The 21,270-nt window shown below is 67.9% G+C and carries 18 protein-coding genes; 11 read left to right on the forward strand and 7 right to left on the reverse strand.

The window, feature by feature from the left end:
• Nucleotides 1–131 precede the first annotated feature (131 nt).
• Genes HMPREF2716_RS27360 through HMPREF2716_RS27370 form a run of 3 tightly spaced genes read right to left on the reverse strand, consistent with a single transcriptional unit; the run spans nt 132 to nt 4,892 of the window.
• Nucleotides 132–1,328, reverse strand: coding sequence for an osmoprotectant NAGGN system M42 family peptidase (locus HMPREF2716_RS27360; RefSeq protein ID WP_003091951.1), 1,197 nt, complete (start codon nt 1,326–1,328; stop codon nt 132–134).
• Nucleotides 1,325–3,082 carry an N-acetylglutaminylglutamine synthetase gene (ngg, locus tag HMPREF2716_RS27365; protein WP_023091115.1) on the reverse strand — a complete coding sequence of 586 codons (1,758 nt, stop codon included), beginning with the start codon at nt 3,080–3,082 and terminating at the stop codon, nt 1,325–1,327. Before ngg ends, HMPREF2716_RS27360 begins: the two co-directional genes overlap by 4 nt.
• 40 nt (nt 3,083–3,122) lie before the next feature.
• Nucleotides 3,123–4,892 (reverse strand): N-acetylglutaminylglutamine amidotransferase, encoded by a 1,770-nt coding sequence (locus tag HMPREF2716_RS27370; RefSeq protein ID WP_003106635.1) that lies wholly within the window; start codon nt 4,890–4,892, stop codon nt 3,123–3,125.
• Nucleotides 4,893–5,034: 142 nt separating this feature from the next.
• Here HMPREF2716_RS27370 and HMPREF2716_RS27375 point away from each other — a divergent pair, with 142 nt between their 5' ends.
• Nucleotides 5,035–5,508: a MarR family winged helix-turn-helix transcriptional regulator gene (locus HMPREF2716_RS27375; protein ID WP_003091943.1), complete on the forward strand. Its 474-nt coding sequence runs from the start codon at nt 5,035–5,037 to the stop codon at nt 5,506–5,508.
• Between the two features lie 228 nt (nt 5,509–5,736).
• On the opposite strand, the gene HMPREF2716_RS27380 is transcribed toward HMPREF2716_RS27375, so the two are convergent.
• Both HMPREF2716_RS27380 and mnmC read right to left on the reverse strand, forming a co-directional pair.
• The gene (locus tag HMPREF2716_RS27380) at nt 5,737–6,489 is read right to left on the reverse strand and encodes a sulfite exporter TauE/SafE family protein (protein ID WP_003117537.1); all 753 of its coding nucleotides are present in this window, start codon (nt 6,487–6,489) and stop codon (nt 5,737–5,739) included.
• 100 nt (nt 6,490–6,589) lie between these two features.
• Nucleotides 6,590–8,554, reverse strand: a complete 1,965-nt coding sequence (gene mnmC, locus HMPREF2716_RS27385) for a bifunctional tRNA (5-methylaminomethyl-2-thiouridine)(34)-methyltransferase MnmC2/FAD-dependent 5-carboxymethylaminomethyl-2-thiouridine(34) oxidoreductase MnmC1 (protein ID WP_003114497.1) — start codon at nt 8,552–8,554, stop codon at nt 6,590–6,592.
• Between the two features lie 143 nt (nt 8,555–8,697).
• Between mnmC and pap the strand changes: the two genes are divergently transcribed.
• The 3 genes from pap to HMPREF2716_RS27400 all read left to right on the forward strand — a co-directional run bounded on the left by pap (nt 8,698) and on the right by HMPREF2716_RS27400 (nt 12,319).
• Nucleotides 8,698–10,188, forward strand: a complete 1,491-nt coding sequence (gene pap, locus HMPREF2716_RS27390; protein WP_003122193.1) for a polyphosphate:AMP phosphotransferase — start codon at nt 8,698–8,700, stop codon at nt 10,186–10,188.
• Between the two features lie 152 nt (nt 10,189–10,340).
• Nucleotides 10,341–11,525 (forward strand): thiolase family protein, encoded by a 1,185-nt coding sequence (locus tag HMPREF2716_RS27395; protein ID WP_003102299.1) that lies wholly within the window; start codon nt 10,341–10,343, stop codon nt 11,523–11,525.
• Between the two features lie 128 nt (nt 11,526–11,653).
• On the forward strand, nt 11,654–12,319 hold the full coding sequence (locus HMPREF2716_RS27400; protein ID WP_003091932.1) for a YceH family protein: 666 nt from the start codon (nt 11,654–11,656) through the stop codon (nt 12,317–12,319).
• 223 nt (nt 12,320–12,542) lie between these two features.
• On the opposite strand, the gene HMPREF2716_RS27405 is transcribed toward HMPREF2716_RS27400, so the two are convergent.
• Both HMPREF2716_RS27405 and HMPREF2716_RS27410 read right to left on the reverse strand, forming a co-directional pair.
• Nucleotides 12,543–14,114: a malate:quinone oxidoreductase gene (locus tag HMPREF2716_RS27405; RefSeq protein WP_003102300.1), complete on the reverse strand. Its 1,572-nt coding sequence runs from the start codon at nt 14,112–14,114 to the stop codon at nt 12,543–12,545.
• Between the two features lie 202 nt (nt 14,115–14,316).
• Nucleotides 14,317–14,526: a DUF6316 family protein gene (locus HMPREF2716_RS27410; protein ID WP_003102301.1), complete on the reverse strand. Its 210-nt coding sequence runs from the start codon at nt 14,524–14,526 to the stop codon at nt 14,317–14,319.
• Nucleotides 14,527–14,731: 205 nt separating this feature from the next.
• On the opposite strand from HMPREF2716_RS27410, the gene HMPREF2716_RS27415 reads away from it, so the two are divergent.
• From HMPREF2716_RS27415 to ssuD, 7 genes are all read left to right on the forward strand, one after another.
• Nucleotides 14,732–15,370: a peroxiredoxin gene (locus HMPREF2716_RS27415; RefSeq protein WP_003102302.1), complete on the forward strand. Its 639-nt coding sequence runs from the start codon at nt 14,732–14,734 to the stop codon at nt 15,368–15,370.
• A gap of 250 nt (nt 15,371–15,620) precedes the next feature.
• Nucleotides 15,621–16,622: an aliphatic sulfonate ABC transporter substrate-binding protein gene (locus tag HMPREF2716_RS27420; protein ID WP_003117540.1), complete on the forward strand. Its 1,002-nt coding sequence runs from the start codon at nt 15,621–15,623 to the stop codon at nt 16,620–16,622.
• Nucleotides 16,623–16,625: 3 nt separating this feature from the next.
• A complete protein-coding gene (locus tag HMPREF2716_RS27425; RefSeq protein ID WP_003102304.1) occupies nt 16,626–17,450 on the forward strand; it encodes an ABC transporter permease in 825 nt (274 codons plus the stop codon).
• The gene (locus HMPREF2716_RS27430; protein WP_003091922.1) at nt 17,447–18,196 is read left to right on the forward strand and encodes an ABC transporter ATP-binding protein; all 750 of its coding nucleotides are present in this window, start codon (nt 17,447–17,449) and stop codon (nt 18,194–18,196) included. The genes HMPREF2716_RS27425 and HMPREF2716_RS27430 overlap by 4 nt, the downstream gene beginning before the upstream one ends.
• Before the next feature lie 153 nt (nt 18,197–18,349).
• Nucleotides 18,350–18,943: an NADPH-dependent FMN reductase gene (gene ssuE, locus HMPREF2716_RS27435; RefSeq protein ID WP_003091915.1), complete on the forward strand. Its 594-nt coding sequence runs from the start codon at nt 18,350–18,352 to the stop codon at nt 18,941–18,943.
• 118 nt (nt 18,944–19,061) lie between these two features.
• The gene (locus HMPREF2716_RS27440; protein ID WP_003117542.1) at nt 19,062–20,033 is read left to right on the forward strand and encodes a sulfonate ABC transporter substrate-binding protein; all 972 of its coding nucleotides are present in this window, start codon (nt 19,062–19,064) and stop codon (nt 20,031–20,033) included.
• A gap of 77 nt (nt 20,034–20,110) precedes the next feature.
• Nucleotides 20,111–21,259 (forward strand): FMNH2-dependent alkanesulfonate monooxygenase, encoded by a 1,149-nt coding sequence (gene ssuD, locus HMPREF2716_RS27445; protein ID WP_003091910.1) that lies wholly within the window; start codon nt 20,111–20,113, stop codon nt 21,257–21,259.
• The last annotated feature ends 11 nt before the right edge of the window (nt 21,260–21,270 follow it).

A 21,270-nucleotide genomic window follows, 5' to 3' on the forward strand; every position in this document is an offset into this window, starting at 1 on the left:
TACTCCATGGACACGAGTCGGCACGCATGATGCTACGGAGGAAACGAGACAGGCGAGGGAACCTGCCATCAGCCTAGCAGTTGGCTGGAGAGGAGGGCGGCCTCCCCGGGGGCGGGGAGGCCGGCGCGGGTTCAGTCCTTGTCGCTGTTGTTGCTGCTGTCGAGCACTTCGTCCACCGGCGGGACGTGGGTGCAGCTTTCCATGTGCACCGGATGCTCGAGCTGCTTGTTGAAGCGTTCCAGCGAGGTTTCCCGGGGCTTGGCGTCGCTGGCGAAGACCGGCGGGCTGAGGATGTAGGCGGTGAGCAGCCGGCTCAGCGCGGCGAGGCTGTCGATGTGCGTGCGCTCGTAGCCGTGGGTGGCGTCGCAGCCGAACGCCAGCAGCGCGGCGCGGGTGTCGTGGCCGGCGGCGATCGCCGACTGCGCGTCGCTGTGGTAGTAGCGGAACAGGTCGCGGCGCAGGGCGATGTCGTGGCGCTCGCCGAGCCGCAGCAGGTGCCGCGACAGATGGAAGTCGTAGGGCCCGCCGGAGTCCTGCATGGCCACGCTGACGCTGTGCTCGTTGGAATTCTGGCCTTCGGCCACCGGGGCGATGTCGATGCCGACGAACTCGCTGACGTCCCAGGGCAGGGCGCCGGCGGCGCCGGAGCCGACTTCCTCGGTGATGGTGAACAGCGGGTGGCAGTCGATCGGCGGCTCCTGGCCGCTTTCCTTGACCGCCTTCAGCGCCGCCAGCAGCGCCGCGACCCCGGCCTTGTCGTCCAGGTGGCGGGCGCTGATATGGCCGCTCTCGGTGAACTCCGGCAGCGGATCGAAGGCCACGTAGTCACCCACCGAGATGCCCAGGCTCTCGCTGTCGGCGCGACTGGCGGTATAGGCGTCGAGACGCAGCTCGATGTTGTCCCAACTGATCTTCAGGTTGTCCACCTCGGTATTGAAGGCGTGGCCCGAAGCCAGCAGCGGCAGCACGCTGCCACGGAACACGCCCTGTTCGGTGAACACCGTGACCCGGCTACCCTCGGCGAAGCGGCTCGACCAGCAGCCTACCGGGGCCAGGCCGAGGCGGCCGTTGGGCTTGATCTCGCGGACCAGCGCGCCGATCGTGTCGAGGTGCGCGGAAACCGCACGGTCCGGGGTATTCAGGCGGCCCTGGAGGGTCGCCCGGATGGTTCCCCGGCGAGTCATCTCGAAGGGCACGCCAAGTTCGTCGAGCTGCTCGGCGACATAGCGCACGATGGTATCGGTGAAGCCGGTGGGGCTGGGGATGGCGAGCATCTCCAGCAGCACCCGTTGCAGGTAGTTGAGGTCCGGTTGTGGCAGAGGGGTCATGAAGGCACCTCGCGGCTGAGGGGGAAGAGAAGATCGACGAAGCGTTCGGCGGTCGGCTGCGGCTCGTGGTTGGCCAGGCCGGCGCGCTCGTTGGCTTCGATGATCACGTAGTCGGGCTGGTCGGCGGCCTCGACCAGGAAGTCCAGGCCCACCACCGGTATTTCCAGGGCCCGCGCGGCCTGGATCGCGGCCTCGCGGAGGGCCGGATGGAGGGCGTCGGTGACGTCCTCGAGGATGCCGCCGGTGTGCAGGTTGGCGGTGCGCCGCACGGCCAGGTGTTCGCCGCTGGGCAACACGTCGTCGTAGCCATAGCCGGCGGCCCGCAGGGTGCGCTCGGTCTCGTGGTCGAGCGGGATGCGGCTTTCCCCGCCGGTGGCGGCCTGGCGCCGGCGGCTCTGCGCCTCGATCAGCTCGCGGATGCTGTGCCGGCCGTCGCCGATCACCGCGGCGGGACGACGGATGGCGGCGGCCACCACCTCGTAGCCAATCACCAGCACGCGCAGGTCGTGGCCGGCGTGGTAGCTCTCCAGCAGCACGCGCGAATCGAAATGGCGGGCGGCCTCGATGGCCTCCTCGACCTCTTCCGCGGTGCGCAGGTCCACCGCCACGCCCTGGCCCTGCTCGCCGTCCACCGGCTTGACCACCAGCGAACCGTGCTCGGCGAGGAACGCGGCGTTTTCTTCCGCGCTGCCGGCCAGGCGCTGCTGTGGCTGGCGCAGGCCGGCGTGCTGCAGGGCGCGGTGGGTGAGGACCTTGTCCTGGCAGAGGGTCATGCTTACCGCCGTGGTCAGGTCGGAGAGCGATTCACGGCAGCGGATCTGCCGGCCGCCCTGGGTCAGGGTGAACAGGCCGCCCTCGGCGTCGTCGACGCGCACCTCGATGCCGCGCCGGTGGGCTTCGTTGACGATGATCCGGGCGTAGGGGTTGAGGTCTTCCTCCGGGCCGGGGCCGAGGAACAGCGACTGGTTGATGCCGTTCTTGCGCTTGATGGTGAAGGTCGCCAGTTCGCGGAAGCCGAGCTTGCGGTAGAGCGCCTTGGCCTGCTGGTTGTTGTGCAGCACCGAGAGGTCGAGGTAAGCCAGTTCGCGGCTCATGAAGTGCTCGACCAGGTGCCGTACCAGCGCCTCGCCGACGCCCGGCCGGCTGCATTGCGGGTCCACCGCCAGGCACCAGAGGCTGGAGCCGCCCTCCGGATCCTGGAACGCCTTGGCGTGGTTGAGGCCCATCACCGTGCCTACCGCGACGCCAGTGTCGGCGTCCTCGGCCAGCCAGTAGATCGGCCCGCCCTGGTGGCGCGGGCTGAGGCGCTCGGTCTGCACCGGAAGCATGCCGCGCGCCAGGTACAGGCGGTTGATCGCCGCCCAGTCCTCCTCGGTATGCACCCGGCGGATGCGGAAACCGCGTGGCGGACGGCGTGCCGGGCGGTAGTCGGTGAACCACAGGCGCAAGGTATCCGAGGGATCGAGGAAGAGCTGCTGCGGGGCGTGGGCCAGGACCTGCTGCGGCGCCGCCACGTAGAGCGCGATGTCGCGTTCGCCGGGGGCTTCCTGCAACAGGTCGCGGGCCAGTTCCTCGGCGTCCGGGTAGGTCTGCCCGATCAGCAGGCGGCCCCAGCCGCAGTGGATGCTCAGCGGTTTCTCGGTGGGCTCGCTGTGATCTTCGGCGAGACGCGCCTGGAGGCGTTCGTAGGTGGGCGCCTGGATACGTTGCAGGCGCTGGTTGTGCGGGTGAGGCAGATGCAAGTGGCCTTTCATGATCGCTCCTGGTTCGGGCCCCTGCGTTGGGGGCCCATTTTCAAAGTCCCTGTTCGCTGAGCCAGAGGTTGAGGGCGGCCAGCTGCCACAGCTTGGAGCCGCGCAGCGGTGTGAGGTCGCCGTCCGGATCGCTCAGCAGGCGATCGAATATCGCCGGCTGGAACAGGCCGCGGTCCTGGCTCGGGTCGAGCAGCAGTTCGCGTACCCATTCGCGGGTGCGGCCCTGCAAGTGCTTGAGGCCGGGCACCGGGAAGTAGCCCTTGGGCCGGTCGATGACTTCGCTGGGAATCACCTTGCGCGCGGCACCCTTGAGCACCTGCTTGCCGCCGTCGCCGAGCTTGAAGCGGGCGGGAATGCGCGCCGACAGCTCGGCCAGGCGGTAGTCGAGGAACGGCACGCGGGCTTCCAGGCCCCAGGCCATGGTCATGTTGTCGACCCGCTTGACCGGGTCGTCGACCAGCATGATCGTGCTATCCAGGCGCAGCGCCTTGTCCACCGCGGCCTCGGCGCCGGGGCTGGCGAAGTGGTCGCGGACGAAGCGCCCGGCGACGTCCTCGACGCGGAAGCGCTCGCCGACGGTGGCCAGGTATTCCTCGTGGTCGCGGTCGAAGAACGCCGCGCGGTACGCGGCGAAGGCGTCGTCGGCGCCATCCACCTTCGGATACCAGTGGTAGCCGGCGAACAGCTCGTCGGCGCCCTGGCCGCTCTGCACCACCTTGCAGTGCTTCGAGACTTCCCGCGCGAGCAGGTAGAAGGCGATGCAGTCGTGGCTGACCATCGGCTCGCTCATGGCGCGGAAGGCCGCCGGCAACTGCTCGATCACTTCGTGCTCGCCGATGCGCAGGCGATGGTGGCGGGTGTGATAGCGCTCGGCGATCAGGTCGGAATACTGGAACTCGTCGCCGCGCTCGCCGCCGGCATCCTCGAAGCCGATGGAGAAGGTCAGCAGGTTGTCCACCCCGGCTTCGTGCAGCAGGCCCACCAGCAGGCTCGAATCGACCCCGCCGGAGAGCAGCACGCCGACCTCGCGGGCGGCGCGCTGGCGGATCGCCACCGCTTCGCGGAGGCCGTCGAGGACGCGCTCCTGCCAGTCGTCGAGCGTCAGCTCGCGCTCGTCCGGGCGTGGGCCGTAGTCCAGCGTCCACCAGGTGCGCTGCTCGCAGCTGCCGTCGAGGTCGACGCTCATCCAGGTCGCCGGCGGCAGCTTCTTCACGCCCTCCAGCAAGGTGTGCGGGGCGGGAACCACGGCGTGGAAGTTGAGGTAGAAATTCAGCGCCTGCGGATCGAGGTCGCTGGCGATGTCGCCGCCCTTGAGCAGGGCCGGCAGGCTCGAGGCGAAGCGTAGGCGCGAGCGGTCGAGGCTGTAGTAGAGCGGCTTGATGCCGAGTCGGTCACGGGCCAGGAACAGCCGCTGGCGATCGCGCTCCCAGACGGCGAAGGCGAACATCCCATTGAGCCGGGGCAATAAATCGGCGCCCCAGGCATGGTACCCCTTCAAGAGAACTTCGGTGTCGCCGCCGGAGAAGAACCGATAGCCAAGGCTTTCCAGTTCGCCACGCAGTTCGGGGTAGTTGTAGATGGCGCCATTGAACACCATGGCCAGGCCGAGATCGGGATCGATCATCGGTTGGCCGGAAGCTTCCGCCAGGTCCATGATCTTCAGCCGTCGATGTCCGAGGGCGATCGGACCCTGGGCGTGGAAGCCCCAGGCGTCGGGGCCACGAGGGGCCAGGTGGTGGGTGATGCGTTCGACCGCTGCGAGGTCGGCTGCCTGGTTGTCGAAACGAAACTCTCCTGATATGCCGCACATATTCCTTACCGGTTCTCCGTTGGGGAAGTGGGTTGCGTACCCCTTCCGGGTACATGACTTACCTAACAGAGGACCGTTACAGTTGGAAGGAGTTCTATACGAATTTTCCGGGCCTATCAGGACCCTTAACGAAGAATTTATTATGGTTGAAAGTAATAAGACCGCTGCCGATACCTATTCGCTCGCTATTTTCCGCGCCATCCGCCGTCTCCAGCAGGCCGCCGAAATCCACTCCAAGCGTCTCAGCCGATACGGTGGCCTGACCCCGCTGCAATTGCTGATCCTGCATGTCCTGGCGGTGGAGGGAGAACTGACCGCGACGCAACTGGCCAAGCTGGTCAGCCTGTCCCAGGCATCGCTCTCCGGCGTGCTCGATCGCCTCGAAGGACGCGGCCTGCTCTATCGTCGGCGCGACGAACAGGACCGGCGCAAGTCCTGGCTGCACCTCGACCCGGCCGGCCACGAAGCCCTGGCGGAGGCGCCGCCGCTATTGCCGGAGTACGTGATCGAGCGCTTCGCCGCGTTGCCCGAGTGGGAGCGCCACGGCCTGCTGGCCGCGCTGCTGCGCGCGGCCGACCTGTTCGGCTTGCCGGAAGAGGACGTCGAAGAAGAGTGAGGGCGCCAGGTTCGCTACGAAAGACAGTCGCGTCGGCGGTCTTTACCTGGCGAACCTGCCGATGCCTGGTGGACAAGCGCGTTGTACGCCATGGCGTGACCTCCGCGTAGGGCGGATAACGCCGTCGGCGTTATCCGCCGACCCAGCGATATCCGCCAGACGACATGGCATGACCGTCGAGCAGGGCGCATAACGCCGCTTCCCCGGTGCCCCGGCCGCCGAGGAAAGCTACCCGCCGTAGAGCTTCTGCGCCGCCAGGGAGAAGCTCACCGCCACCAGCATCAGCGCGAACAGGCGTTGCAGGGTCGGGCCGCCGAGGCGCTGCGCCAGCAGGTTGCCGCCGAGCACGCCGACCGCGCCGCCGGCGGCGAGGCCGCCGAGCAGCGGCAGCGGCGGGTGGGCGCCGGTCAGGTAGATCAGGAAGCCGCCGCCGGAGACCAGCGCGATCACCGCCATCGAGGTGGCGGTGGCGGCCATCATCGACAGCGGGGTGAACCAGAGTAGCCCCGGCACCACCAGGAAGCCGCCGCCCACGCCCATCAATCCCGACAGCAAGCCGACCGCCAGGCCGATGCCGAGCAGCGGCAGGCTCCGTGCCTGGTCGCTGGCCTCGCGTTTCATCCCGGCGCCGCGCCACATGCGCCAGGCTGACCAGAGCACCAGCAGGCAGAAGGCGACGATCAGCACGCCTTCCGGGACGAAGCGGCCGAGCCATTGGCCGACGGCGTTGCTCGGCAGGCCGGCCAGCGCCAGGACCAGCACCGGCCGCCAGGCCACCTGGCCCTGGCGCGCGCGCGGAATGGCGCCAATCAGCGCCGACAGGGCGACCGCGCCGAGGCTCACGCCGATGGCGTCGCGCAGCGGCAGGTGCAGGCTGAGCAGCAGGGGCAGGGCGACCAGCGAGCCGCCGGCGCCGGTGAGGCCGAGCAGCAGGCCGAGAACGGCGCCGATGCCCAGGGATTCGAAGAGCAGTACATCCATCGTCGATCAACTATTTCCGCGGGTGAGCCAGCCGGTGGTCCGGTATGGCCTGCGCGTGCGGCAGGCCCGAAGGGTAGCGCAAATCGGTGCGCCCGGGGCTTCAGCCGCGCTGCCCGCGCACCAGGTCGCGCAGCAGGAAGCGGTTCGGGTGGCAGGCCTCGGCCACCGCGCGCGGCAGCGGCAGCGGCTCGCCGCAGATCCACGCCGCCAGCAGTTCGCCGGACAGCGGCGCACTGATCAGCCCGCGCGAGCCGTGGCCGCTGTTCAGGTACAGGCCTGGCAGCCAGGGGCAGGCACGCTCCGGCACCTGGCGGGCGTCGCGGGCGAGCACCGCGTAGGCCTCGTCGAAGGCCGCGCGCTCGGCCAGCGGGCCTACCAGGGGCAGGTAGTCGGGGCTGGTGCAGCGGAATGCCGCGCGGCCTTCCAGGCGCTCCAGCGGCAGGTCGTCGGCGCCCAGGCGCTGCAACAGGTCGGGGGATATTTCCCGCAGCAGTTCGAGGTTGCCCTGGTGTTCGGCGAGGGTCGGCGCCAGGTCTTCGCTCTTGAAGTCGAAGCTGGCGCCGAGGGTGTGTTCGTCGCCACGCGGCGGTGCGACGTAGCCCTCGGCGCAGACCACGGTGCGCAGCGCCCGGCTTTGCGGGGTGGCCGGCAGGCGGGTGACCTGCCCGCGAATGCGCTTCAGCGGCAGCTCGGCGGCGGGCGGGAAGTCGCGGATGTCGGCGGCGGTGGCGAGGATCGCGAGTGGCGCGCGGGCCAGGCATTCGTCGCCGGCGTAGGCGCACCAGTCGTCGCCCTCGCGGCGCAAGCGTACTGCCCGGCCGCTCAGCAGGGTGATCCCGGGGGTGGCGGCCAGGGCCTGGCACAGCGCGGGCGGATGGACCCAGCCGGCTTCGGGATAGAACAGGCCGCCGGCGGGCAGGGCGACGCCGGCGAGGCGCTCGGCCTGCTCGCGCTCCAGGCCGTGCAGCAGGTCGGCGGGGAAGGCTGCGGCCAGTTGCGCCTGGCGTTGCGCTTCCTTGGCGTCGAAGGCCAGTTGCAGTACGCCGCAGGCGTCCCAGTCGTGGCCGCGCCGCAGGCGTTCGAGCAGCCGGCGGGTATGGCCGAAGCCGCTGAGCACCAGGCGCGACAGCGGCGTGCCGTGGGCCGAGAGTTTCAGGTAGAGCACGCCCTGGGGGTTGCCCGAGGCTTCCCGGGCGAGGCCGGGATGGCGTTCGATCAGGGTCACCTGCCAGCCGCGCGCGGCGAGGCTGGCGGCGCTGGCGCAGCCGGCCAGGCCGCCGCCGACCACCAGTGCCGCGCGGCGCCCGGCGTGGGGCGCGGGGCGTGCGTACCAGGGCTTGCCGGCGTTCGCCGGCGGCCCCTGGTAGGTGCCGCTGAGCATCTCGCGCTTCTGTCCGTAGCCCGGTACCCGTTGCATGGCGAAACCGGCCTCGACCAGCCCGCGGCGGACGAAACCGGCGCTGGTGAAGGTGCCCAGGGTCGCCTGCGGCGCCGACAGTCGCGCCAGTTCGGCGAACAGTACGGGCGACCACATGTCCGGGTTCTTCGCCGGGGCGAAGCCATCGAGGAACCAGGCGTCGACCCGCGCGTCGAGCTGCGGCAGGCACTCCAGGGCATCGCCCAGCAGTAGGGTCAGGCCGACCCTTCCGCCCGCGAACGCCAGGCGCTGGAAGCCCGGGTGCACGGCAAGGTACTGGCCCAGCAGGGCCTCGCTCCAGGGCGCCAGTTCCGGCCATAGCGCCAGGGCGCGGCGCAGGTCGGCGGCGGCGAGGGGGAATTTCTCCACGCTGACGAACTCCAGGCGCGCGCCGGCCGGCGCGACCCGCTCGAACAGCTGCCAGGCGCAGAGGAAGTTCAGTCCGGTGCCGAAGCCGGTCTCGCCAATGCACAGCACCTCGCCGTCGCCCAGCGCGGCGAAGCGCTCGGCCAGGCGGTTGGTGGCGAGGAACACATGGCGCGTCTCGTTGAGCCCGGAATGCCGGGAAAAATATACGTCGCCGAAGGCGCGGGATAGCGGCTGGCCGTTTTCGTCCCAGTCGAGCTGGGCATGCTGGAAGTCGGACATGGCAGAACCTGAAAAAGCGGATGGCGCATTTTACGGGGCTTTGCCGGCCAGCGGCGAGGCGCTGCGCGAACATGCCGCGGCGCCGCGCAGACAGCCGCACGCCGATCCGCTACCTTGAAGGACTCAGGTTAAGGGAGACCTCCATGTTCGAATCCGCGGAAGTTGGCCACAGCATCGACAAGGACACCTACGAGAAGGCCGTCATCGAGTTGCGCGAAGCGCTGCTCGAGGCGCAGTTCGAGCTCAAGCAGCAGGCGCGCTTCCCGGTGATCATCCTGATCAACGGCATCGAGGGCGCCGGCAAGGGGGAGACGGTCAAGCTCCTCAACGAGTGGATGGACCCGCGCCTGATCGAAGTGCAGAGCTTCCTCCGTCCCTCCGACGAGGAACTGGAGCGGCCGCCGCAGTGGCGCTTCTGGCGGCGCCTGCCGCCCAAGGGGCGGACCGGTATCTTCTTCGGCAACTGGTACAGCCAGATGCTCTACGCGCGGGTCGAGGGGCATATCAAGGAGGCCAAGCTGGATCAGGCCATCGATGCCGCCGAACGCTTCGAGCGCATGCTCTGCGACGAAGGCGCGCTGCTCTTCAAGTTCTGGTTCCACCTCTCCAAGAAACAGCTCAAGGAACGCCTCAAGGCGCTGGAAAAGGACCCGCAGCACAGCTGGAAGCTCAGTCCGCTGGACTGGAAGCAGAGCGAGGTCTACGACCGCTTCGTGCATTACGGCGAGCGCGTGCTGCGCCGCACCAGCCGGGACTACGCGCCCTGGTACGTGGTGGAAGGCGTGGACGAGCGCTACCGCGCCCTGACCGTCGGTCGCATCCTCCTCGAAGGGTTGCAGGCCGCGCTGGCCACCAAGGAGCGCGCCAAGCGCCAGCCGCACGCCGCGCCGCTGGTGTCGAGCCTGGACAACCGCGGCCTGCTGGACTCCCTGGACCTGGGCCAGTACCTGGACAAGGACGCCTACAAGGAGCAGCTCGCCGCCGAGCAGGCCCGCCTGGCCGGGCTGATCCGCGACAAGCGCTTCCGCCAGCATTCGCTGGTCGCGGTGTTCGAGGGCAACGACGCGGCCGGCAAGGGCGGCGCCATCCGCCGTGTCACCGACGCGCTGGACCCGCGCCAGTACCATATCGTGCCGATCGCCGCGCCGACCGAAGAGGAGCGTGCGCAGCCCTATCTCTGGCGCTTCTGGCGGCACATTCCGGCGCGTCGCCAGTTCACCATCTTCGACCGTTCCTGGTACGGCCGCGTGCTGGTGGAGCGCATCGAGGGCTTCTGCGCACCGGCCGACTGGCTACGCGCCTATGGCGAGATCAATGACTTCGAGGAGCAGCTCAGCGAGTACGGGATCATCGTGGTGAAGTTCTGGCTGGCGATCGACAAGCAGACCCAGATGGAGCGCTTCAAGGAACGCGAGAAAACCCCCTACAAGCGCTACAAGATCACCGAGGAAGACTGGCGCAACCGCGACAAGTGGGACCAGTACGTGGACGCGGTGGGCGATATGGTCGACCGTACCAGCACCGAGATCGCGCCCTGGACCCTGGTCGAAGCCAACGACAAGCGCTTCGCCCGGGTCAAGGTGCTGCGCACCATCAACGACGCCATCGAAGCGGCGTACAAGAGGGACAAGTGAGGCCCGCCGGAATGCGGCGCCGTCCTCTCCAGGGGATGGCGACGCATACGCCGGATGAATGATCGGTGCCTCGCGCGATTGCCTCGCCTTATCCTCGCTCGATCCGGCCGCTGCCCCGGCGGCCGACCGACAATAACAGCGAGGGTACCCCCATGCGTGAAGTGGTGATCGTCGACAGCGTCCGGACCGGCCTGGCCAAGTCCTTCCGCGGCAAGTTCAACCTGACCCGGCCGGACGACATGGCCGCCCACTGCGTCGACGCGCTGCTGGCGCGCAACGACCTCGACCCGCTGCTGGTGGATGACTGCATCGTTGGCGCCGGCTCCAACGAAGGCGCCCAGGGCCACAACATCGGGCGCAACGTGGCGGTGCTCTCCGGCCTCGGCATCCAGGTGCCGGGGATGACCCTCAACCGCTACTGTTCCTCCGGCCTGCAGGCGATCGCCATCGCCGCCAACCAGATCGCTTCCGGTTGCAGCGAGGTGATCGTCGCCGGCGGCGTCGAGTCGATCACCCTGACCCTGAAGAGCGTCAACACCGACCACCTGGTGAACCCGCTGCTGCAAAGGGAGGTGCCGGGCATCTACTACCCCATGGGGCAGACCGCCGAGATCGTCGCCCGTCGCTACGGCATCACCCGCGAGGCCCAGGACGCCTACGCCCTGCAGAGCCAGCAGCGGATGGCGCGAGCCCAGGCGGACGGGCTGTTCGCCGACGAGATCGTGCCGATGACCACCCGCTACGCGGTGGAGGACAAGGCCAGCGGCGAGAAGCAGGTGCTCGATGGAGTGGTCGACCGCGACGACTGCAACCGCCCGGACACCACCCTCGAAGGCCTGGCCTCGCTGAAGCCGGCGTTCGCCGAGGACGGTTCGGTCACCGCCGGCAACGCCTCGCAACTCTCCGACGGCGCCTCGATGACCCTGCTGATGAGCCTGGAGAAAGCGCTGGCGCTGGGCCTGGAGCCGAAGGCCTTCTTCCGTGGCTTCACCGTGGCCGGCTGCGAGCCGGACGAAATGGGCATCGGTCCGGTGTTCTCGGTGCCGAAGCTGCTCAAGGCGAAGGGGCTGAAGATCGCCGACGTCGATCTCTGGGAACTCAACGAAGCCTTCGCCTCGCAGTGCCTGTACTGCCGCGACCGGCTGGAGATCGACAACGAGAAGTACAACGTCAATGGCGGCTCCATCGCCATCGGCCACCCGTTCGGCATGACCGGCTCGCGCCAGGTCGGTCATCTGGTCCGCGAACTGCGCCGGCGCAACCTGCGCTACGGCGTGGTGACCATGTGCGTCGGCGGCGGCATGGGCGCCAGCGGGCTGTTCGAAGCCGTACGCTGAGCCCGTGCGCGACGGCGGGCCCCGCAGGTCGGGGCTCGCCTCATGGGTTTTATTTACATGACGCTCCGTGCCATCCCCGGCGACTCGCGCTAGGCTAGGCGCCTTTTTCCTTGCATAGGGATGTAGCGATGTCCACCGAGCCCAACTCGCCGTTCGTCGACGACCCGCTGAGCGCCGTCGATGCACGGATTCTCGGCAGCCTCGTCGAGAAGCAGGCGACCACCCCGGAAACCTATCCGCTGACCCTCAATGCCCTGGTCCTCGCCTGCAACCAGAAGACCAGCCGCGATCCGGTGATGAACCTCACGCCCGGCCAGGTCGGCCAGAGCCTGCGCCAGCTCGAGGGGCGCGGCCTGGTCAGGCTGGTGATGGGCAGCCGCGCCGACCGCTGGGAGCACACCCTGGGCAAGGGCCTGGAATTGGTGGCGCCACAGGTGGCGCTGCTCGGCCTGCTGTTCCTGCGTGGTCCGCAGACCCTCAACGAACTGCTCACCCGCAGCAACCGCCTGCACGATTTCGACGACGTCGAGCAGATCCGCCACCACCTGGAACGCCTCGCCGGCCGTGGCCTGGCCGTGCACCTGGAGCGTCGCGCCGGGCAGCGCGAGGAGCGCTACATGCACCTGCTCGGCAGCCAGGCCGACCTCGAGGCCGCCGTGGAGGCGATGGGCAGCGACCCGGAACGCGCCGCGCCGGCCGCTCTGTCGGCCGATGCGGAAGCGCGGATCGCCGAGCTGGAGACGCGCCTGGCGGCGCTGGAGGAGCGCCTGGCCAGGCTCGAAGGAGGGGCGTGATATCGCGGGAGGGCGCAATCGGTGACATGCAGGTTCCGGCGGATAACCGCGAGCGGTTGTTCGCCCTACGGCCCGCAGTGACTTTGTGGGCGGCGCTGCCTGTCGGGTAGGGCGAATAACGCCAGCGGCGTTATCCGCCGATGCGCCGCCCCGCAAGGCGAACGCCAACCCAAAAAAGCCCGGCTATTGCCGGGCTTTTTCATGCGCGCGCGTCGGTGGCCGATCAGGCCTCCGGCTGTACCGGCACGTGGATCAGTTGCAGGCGCTCGCTGCTCCAGGCACGGGTGCTGTTGGTCAGCTCGATGTCGTTGTTCAGCTTGCGCCCGTAAGACGGCACGATTTCCTTCAGGCGTGCCTGCCACTCGGGAGTAGCGACCTTGTCCTTGAAGGCCTTCTCCAGCACCGACAGCATGATCGGCGCGGCGGTCGAGGCGCCCGGCGAGGCGCCGAGCAGGGCGGCGACGGAGCCGTCCGCTGCGGTCACCACTTCGGTGCCGAATTGCAGTACGCCGCCTTTCTCGGCGTCCTTCTTGATGATCTGCACGCGCTGGCCGGCCTGCACCAGCTTCCAGTCCTCGTCGCGGGCTTCCGGGAAGTACTCGCGCAGCGAGGCCATGCGGTCGTCCTGGCTGAGCATCAACTGGCCGATCAGGTACTGGCTGAGATCGAAGTTGTCGATGCCGGCGTTGAACATCGGGCCGATGTTGCCGCTGGTCACCGAGCCCGGCAGGTCCCACAGCGAGCCGTTCTTCAGGAACTTGGTGGAGAAGGTGGCGAACGGACCGAACAGCAGAACCGGCTTGCCGTCGATCATGCGGGTGTCGAGGTGCGGCACCGACATCGGCGGCGAACCCACCGAAGCCTTGCCGTAGACCTTGGCCAGGTGGCGCTTGACCACGTCCGGGTTGGTGGTGGCGAGGAACGAACCGCCCACCGGGAAGCCGGCGTAGCCTTCGGCCTCGGGGATGCCGGACATCTGCAGCAGCTTCAGCGCGCCGCCGCCGGCGCCGATGAAGACGAACCTGGCCTTGACGCTGGTTTCCTTGTCGCCATTGGCCAGGTCGGCCATGGTCACGGTCCAGGTGTTGTCGTCGTTGCGCTTGAGGTCGCGGACCTCATGTTGCAGGCGCAGCTTGAAGGTGTCCTTGGCCGACAGCGAGCCCACCAGTTGGCGAGTGATCTCGCCGAAGTTGACGTCGGTGCCGATCGACATGCGCGTGGCGGCGATCTTCTGCCCCGGCTCGCGGCCTTCCATCACCAGCGGCACCCACTGCTTGATCTGCTCGGGGTCTTCCGAGTACTCCATGCCGCGGAACAGCGAGCTGTGCTGCAGGGCGGCGTGGCGCTTCTTGAGGAAGGCGACGTTGTCGTCGCCCCAGACGAAGCTCATGTGCGGGACGTTGTTGATGAACGACTTCGGATCGTTCAGCACCTTGCGGTCGACCTGGTAGGCCCAGAACTGCTTGGAGATCTCGAAGTTCTCGTTGATCGCCACCGCCTTGCTGATATCCATCGAGCCGTCCGCGGCCTCGCTGGTGTAGTTCAGTTCGCAGAACGCCGAGTGACCGGTGCCCGCGTTGTTCCAGCCGTTGGAGCTTTCTTCGGCGACCTTGTCCAGGCGCTCGACCATCTCGATGGTCCAGCCTGGTTCCAGTTCGTTCAGATAGGTACCCAGGGTGGCGCTCATGATGCCGCCACCGATCAGGAGCACGTCGACCGGTTTTTCCGATTCGACGCTGTTTTTGGAGCAACCCAGCACGCTGACGCACAAAAGCATCAATAAGATTTTTTTCATGGATTTACCGCTAGAAAACGTGGAGAAGCGTGGATACGCACGACATGGCAGGTATTCACCGGGTGAATGATACTGGAACTCACCCCCGATGTGAGTGCGTTCACATGCGGTGACATTTGCCTCGGCGTTCCGCCGAGAATACCTGCCTTCCCTTTCTTGAACGTTTCAGCCGCCGGGAAATAAATTCAGCGCCTGTATCGTTTCAGCGGGAACCCGGCGCGTGGATTTCCGCCGATTGGCGCATCCTGCGGATATACGCGTCGATTTCCCGCTCCGCGTCGAAACGGGTGAAATAGGGACCTTCCAGGGTCCCTTCGCGGGTGGAGAAGAAGTACTGCCCATTCACCGAACTTATGCGATCGCTGCGAAAGCGGGTGGCCGGGGTGGGATCGGTGGAACGTTTCCCCAACATGACGGCGACTCCTGGATAGCGGGCCAAGGTGTTTTCAGTGTAGGCGGGGGTTGGCCGGGCGGCAGGCCGGCGGACGAAAGGAGACGGATTTCCAGGCGAAGGGTTGGGTATTCTATTTTTTGTTATAAGAAAATCTGAATTTATTCTTTTTAACGTCAGCCGGCCTTGGGCATAGTGGGCTCCAACACGAACAAGGAGTGACCCCATGAGCCTCAGACTCGGCGACATCGCCCCCGATTTCGAACAGGACTCCAGCGAAGGGCGCATCCGCCTCCACGAGTGGCTGGGCGACAGCTGGGGCGTGCTGTTCTCCCACCCCGCCGACTTCACCCCGGTGTGCACCACCGAGCTGGGTTTCACCGCCAAGCTCAAGGACCAGTTCGCCCAGCGCGGGGTCAAGGTCCTGGCGCTGTCGGTGGATCCGGTGGAGTCGCACCTGAAGTGGATCGACGATATCAACGAGACCCAGGACACCCGGGTCAATTTCCCGATCATCGCCGACGCCGACCGCAAGGTTTCCGAACTCTACGACCTGATCCACCCGAACGCCAACGACACGCTGACCGTGCGTTCGCTGTTCATCATCGACCCGAACAAGAAGGTGCGCCTGATCATCACCTACCCGGCGAGCACCGGGCGCAATTTCAACGAGATCCTCCGGGTGATCGATTCGCTGCAACTGACCGACGAGCACAAGGTCGCCACGCCGGCCAACTGGGAGGACGGCGACGAGGTGGTAATCGTGCCTTCGCTGAAGGACGAGGAAGAGATCAAGCGGCGTTTCCCCAAAGGCTACCGCGCGGTGAAGCCCTACCTGCGCCTGACGCCCCAGCCCAACCGCTGAGGCCGGATTCGTCCCGCCTGCATGGGCAGGCACGGCAGGCGGGACCTTTTATTCGACGGTGCGTGCCGTCATGCAACGCTGTTTAGCCACGAGCAGGGTTTTTGGCCGGTTTCGACCGGCCCTCTTTTTTATGTGCGCCAGCGCGTCGCCGCGACGCTTTTTATCCGCCATCCATTTCCGAAACCGGCTCTGACTTGCCCGCCAGACGGGGAGAAGGCTCGCTCATCCACCTCCTTCCAGGAGCAGACGCATGATCGCCGCTCTCCGTCGCTGCCGGGCCTGGCTGGCCCTGCTCGCCGTTCTTGCCGTGTTTCCCGCGGCAGAGGCCGCCGCCCCCGCTGAAATCCGTCTCGACTATGCCTACTACGCCCCCACCAGCCTGGCGCTCAGGAAGTTCGGCTGGCTGGAGAAAAGCCTGGACGGCAGCGGCACCCGGGTGCGCTGGGTGTTCAGCCAGGGCAGCAACCGTTCCCTGGAGTACCTCAACGCCGGCAGCGTCGATTTTGCCTCGACCGCCGGCCTCGCCGCGGTACTCGCGCGGGCCAACGGCAGCCCGGTACGTACCGTATACGTCGCCAGCCGCCCGGAGTGGACCGCGCTGCTGGTGCGCAAGGATTCGCCGATCCGCAGCCTCGCCGAGCTCAAGGGGCGCAAGGTGGCTGCCACCAAGGGCACCGATCCCTACCTGTTCCTGCTCCGCAGCCTGCACAGCGTAGGCCTGGACAAGAACGACCTGCGTATCGTCCACCTGCAGCATCCCGACGGCCGGGTAGCCCTGGAGAAGGGCCAGGTCGACGCCTGGGCCGGACTCGATCCGCACATGGCGGCCAGCGAGTTGCAGGCCGGCTCGCGGCTGCTCTACCGCAACCTCGGCTTCAACAGCTACGGCGTGCTCAATGTCCGCGAGGATTTCGCCGAACGCCATCCGCAACTGATCCGCCAGGTGCTGGCGGCCTACGAGCAGGCGCGCCACTGGGTGATCGGGCATCCCGACGAGGCCGCGCAACTGCTTGCCGAGGAAGCCGGCCTGCCGCTGGAAGTGGCTCGCCTGCAACTGTCGCGCACCGATTTCAGCCAGCCGCTGCCGGGCGCCGAACAGGTCGCCGCGCTCAAGGCCGCGGCGCCGATCCTGGCGGACGAGCGCCTGGTGCGGCCGGGCGTGGACGTGCAGAAGGTGGTCGACGAACTGATCGCGCCGCAGTGGGCCGCCGAGGTCATCGGCGGTGTCCCGTTGGCGCGCACGGAGCCCTGAGCCATGGTCAGCCAGAGCCTGCGACTGGCCCGGCGAGTCTCGCGCCGGGCGTGGCGACTGCGCGTGCCGGGCGCCTGGCGGGCCTGGGCCTTGCCGCTGCTGGCACTATCGTCGTGGGAGGCGCTGGTGCGCCTGGGCTGGCTGCCGGCCTACCAGATGCCGGCGCCGAGCGGCATCCTGCTGACCCTGGTGGAACTGGCTCGCGGCGAGCTGTGGGGGCATGTCGGCGCGAGCCTGGCGCGGGTCGCCGCCGGCTTCGCGATCGGCAGCGGCCTGGCCCTGGTGGTCGGTACCTGGGTCGGTCTCAGTCGTCGCGCCGAAGCCTACCTGGAGCCGAGCTTCCAGGCCCTGCGGGCGATCCCCAGCCTGGCCTGGGTGCCCCTGCTGCTGCTCTGGTTCGGCATCGACGAGACGCCGAAGATCGTCCTCATCGCCCTCGGCGCCTTCTTCCCGGTCTACCTCGCGCTGGTCGCCGGGGTACGCGGGGTCGATCGCAAGTGGGTGGAACTGGGGCGGCTCTACCGTTTGTCGCGCTTCGCCCTGGTCCGCCGCATCCTCCTTCCGGCGGCGCTGCCGAACCTGTTCACCGGCCTGCGCGGGGCGCTCAGCCTGAGCTGGATGTTCCTCGTCGCGGCGGAGCTGATCGCCGCCACCCAGGGCCTCGGCTACCTGCTCAGTGACGGTCGGGAAACCTCGCGTCCGGACCTGGTGATCGCCGCGATCCTGGTCCTGGCGGCCCTCGGCAAGCTCAGCGATGGCCTGCTCCGCTCGCTGGAGCGCCGGGCCCTGCGCTGGCGCGACAGCTTCGACGGGGAGGGCGGCGCATGAGCGGCCTGCTCGACCTGCTGGAGATTCGCAAGGCCTATGGCGATACGCGGGTGCTGGAGGGCGTGGCGCTGTCGCTGGCGCCCGGCGAGGTGGTCAGCCTGCTCGGCCCCAGTGGTTGCGGCAAGAGCACCCTGCTGCGGATCGCCGCCGGACTGGACGATGACTTCCAGGGCACTGTCGAACGCAACCCGATCCTCGGCTTCGGCCCGGACGGCGAGAACGGCCGCAGCGGCGGAATCGGCGTGGTGTTCCAGGAGCCGCGCCTGTTGCCCTGGCTGACGGTGGCGCAGAACGTCGGTTTCGCCGACGGCTGGCTGGAGGACGAGCACTGGGTCGAGCGCCTGCTCGCCGATGTCGGACTGGCCGGCTGCGGAGGATTGCTGCCCAAGCAACTGTCCGGCGGCATGGCGCAGCGCGCGGCGATCGCCCGCGGTCTCTACGGACGGCCGCAGGTGCTGTTGCTCGACGAGCCGTTCAGCGCGGTCGACGCCTTCACCCGCATGCGCCTCCAGGACCTGCTGCAGGACGTGGTGCAGAACTACGAGATCAGCGTCCTGCTGGTCACCCACGATCTCGACGAGGCGTTCTATCTCGCCGACCGCGTGCTGCTGATGGGCGGCCGTCCCGGACACATCCGCCGCGAGTTCCACGTACCGCTGGCGCGTCCCCGCGATCGCCGGGCGGTGGAGCTGGCCTACTTGCGCGGCGAGGCCCTGACCGAAATGCAGCGGGCGCACGTGCTCTGAGGCAAGACCCCGAACCGGGTTCTTATATGCTTTATGGAATAAATAAATGAATAAAAAACATTTATTGGAATATGAGGCCGCCTGTTAAGGTCTATGCAACTTGGTTAGCAAGCCAAACGAATATTCTGTTTTCCGGTTATAAGGAATCCCCCCATGCTCGTCGTTTCCATCGCCGGAAGTCCCAGCGTACGCTCCCGCTCCGGGGTGTTGCTGGAGCGTGCCAGGGACTGGCTGAGCCGTCGCGGCGTCGAGGTGGCCAGCCACCAGGTGCTGGATTTTCCCGCCGAGGACCTGCTGCGTGCCCGGCTCGACAGTCCGCCGGTACTGGCGCTGGCCGAGCAGATCGGCCGCGCCGACGGCCTGCTGGTCGCCACCCCGGTGTACAAGGCCTCGTTTTCCGGCGCGCTGAAGGTCCTGCTCGACCTGTTGCCCGAGCGCGCCCTGGAGCACAAGGTGGTGCTGCCGTTCGCTACCGGTGGCAGCAGCGCGCACATGCTGGCCGTGGACTATGCATTGAAGCCGGTCCTGGCCGCGCTCAAGGCCCAGGAGGTACTGCATGGCGTATTCGCCGTGGACAAGCAGATCGCCTACGCCACCGAGAGCGACCCGGCGCGCCTGGAACCGGTCCTCGAGCAGCGCCTGGAAAACGCCCTGGAAACCTTCCACCTGGCCCTCTCGCGACGGCCGCAGCCGATCGACCCGCAGTTGCTCAACGAGCGCCTGGTGAACGCCCGCTGGAGCATCTGATCCGTCCGCCGCCAGCGCACGCGCGCCGCGGCCCGATTGCACAACGCACACACGACGACCTCACTGTTCCGTCAACGGCGCGGCAGGTTCGGCACCCACAACGACAAAGGAGAGCGCCATGCGCACCATCGCTTTGCGTCGTGGACTGGCGGCCCTGCTGGTGGCGGCCCTGTCCTACGGCGTTCAGGCCGACGAGAAGTCGGCCAACACCCTGCGGATCGGCTACCAGAAATACGGCACCCTGGTCCTGCTCAAGGCCCGCGGCACCCTGGAGAAACGTCTCGCCGAAGACGGCGTGAAGGTGCAATGGACCGAGTTTCCCGGTGGCCCGCAACTGCTCGAGGGACTCAATGTCGGCAGCATCGACTTCGGCGTGACCGGCGAAACCCCGCCGGTATTCGCCCAGGCCGCCGGCGCCGACCTGCTCTACGTGGCCTACGAACCGCCGGCGCCGACCAGCGAGGCGATCCTCCTGCCGAAGGACTCGCCGATTCGGTCGGTGGCCGAGCTGAAGGGCAGGAAAGTCGCCCTGAACAAGGGCTCCAACGTGCATTACCTGTTGGTCCGCGCCCTCGAGCAGGCCGGCCTGAAGTACAGCGACATCCAACCCGTCTACCTGCCGCCGGCCGACGCCCGCGCCGCCTTCGAGCGTCACAGCGTCGACGCCTGGGTGATCTGGGACCCCTACCAGGCCGCCGCCGAGAAGCAGTTGTCCGCGCGGGTCCTGGTGGATGGTCGCGAGCTGGTCGACAACCACCAGTTCTACCTCGCCACCCGGACTTACGCGCAACGGCATCCGCAGGTGCTCGACAAGCTGGTGGACGAGATCCGCCAGGTCGGCGACTGGTCGCGGGCCAACCCGCAGCAGGTGACCGAGCAGGTCGCGCCGCTGCTCGGGCTGCCCGCCGACATCACCCTTACCGCGGTGAAGCGCCAGGGCTACGGCGCGCAGTTGATCACCCCGGCGGTGGTCGAGGCGCAGCAGAAGATCGCCGACACCTTCACCCAGCTGAAGCTGATTCCCAAACCGCTGAGCATCAAGGACGTGATCTGGACGCCACCGGCCGGCAAGGTCGCCAGCGCACCCTGAGCCCGTACCGCCCACATACCGACACGATCATCGCGCGGCTACGCCACGCCGGCGCGCTCACCCTGGAGTCAATTGCGATGAGCCTCGAGATTTTCTGGTTCCTTCCCACCCACGGCGACGGCCACTACCTGGGCACCACCCAGGGCGCCCGTGCCGTCGACCACGGCTACCTGCAGCAGATCGCCCAGGCCGCCGACCGCCTGGGCTTCGGCGGCGTACTGATCCCCACCGGACGTTCCTGCGAGGACTCCTGGCTGGTCGCCGCCTCGCTGATCCCGGTAACCCAGCGCCTGAAGTTCCTCGTCGCGCTGCGTCCCGGGATCATTTCGCCGACCGTCGCCGCGCGCCAGGCGGCGACCCTGGACCGGCTGTCCAACGGCCGCGCGCTGTTCAACCTGGTCACCGGCGGCGATCCCGACGAACTGGCTGGCGACGGCCTGCACCTGAGCCACGCCGAACGCTACGAGGCCTCGGTCGAATTCACCCGCATCTGGCGTCGCGTGCTGGAGGGCGAGACCGTCGACTACGCCGGCAAGCACATCCAGGTGAAGGGCGCCAAACTGCTCTATCCGCCGTTGCAGCAGCCGCGTCCGCCGCTGTACTTCGGCGGCTCCTCGGAGGCCGCCCAGGACCTCGCCGCCGAGCAGGTCGAGCTGTACCTGACCTGGGGCGAGCCGCCGGCGGCGGTTGCCGAGAAGATCGCCCAGGTACGCGAGAAGGCCGCCCGCCAGGGCCGCCAGGTGCGCTTCGGGATCCGCCTGCACGTGATCGTCCGCGAGACCAGCGAGGAAGCCTGGCAGGCCGCCGATCGCCTGATCGCGCACCTCGACGACGACACCATCGCCCGCGCCCAGGCTTCCCTGGCGCGCTTCGACTCGGTCGGCCAGCAACGCATGGCCGCGCTGCACGGCGGTTCGCGCGACAACCTGGAAGTCAGCCCCAATCTCTGGGCCGGCGTCGGCCTGGTGCGCGGCGGCGCCGGCACCGCGCTGGTCGGCGACGGGCCGACGGTGGCGGCGCGGGTCAGGGAGTACGCCGAGCTGGGCATCGATACCTTCATCTTCTCCGGCTATCCGCACCTGGAAGAGTCCTACCGGGTCGCCGAACTGCTGTTCCCGCACCTCGACGTGCAGCGCCCGGCGCAGCCCGAGGGACGCGGCTATGTCAGCCCGTTCGGCGAGATGGTGGCCAACGACATCCTGCCCCGGCAGGCCGCGCAGAGTTGAGAGCGGTCGGA

Origin of the sequence: Pseudomonas sp. HMSC076A11 (genome assembly GCF_001810205.1) — a bacterium.
GTDB classification, from domain to species: domain Bacteria; phylum Pseudomonadota; class Gammaproteobacteria; order Pseudomonadales; family Pseudomonadaceae; genus Pseudomonas; species Pseudomonas aeruginosa.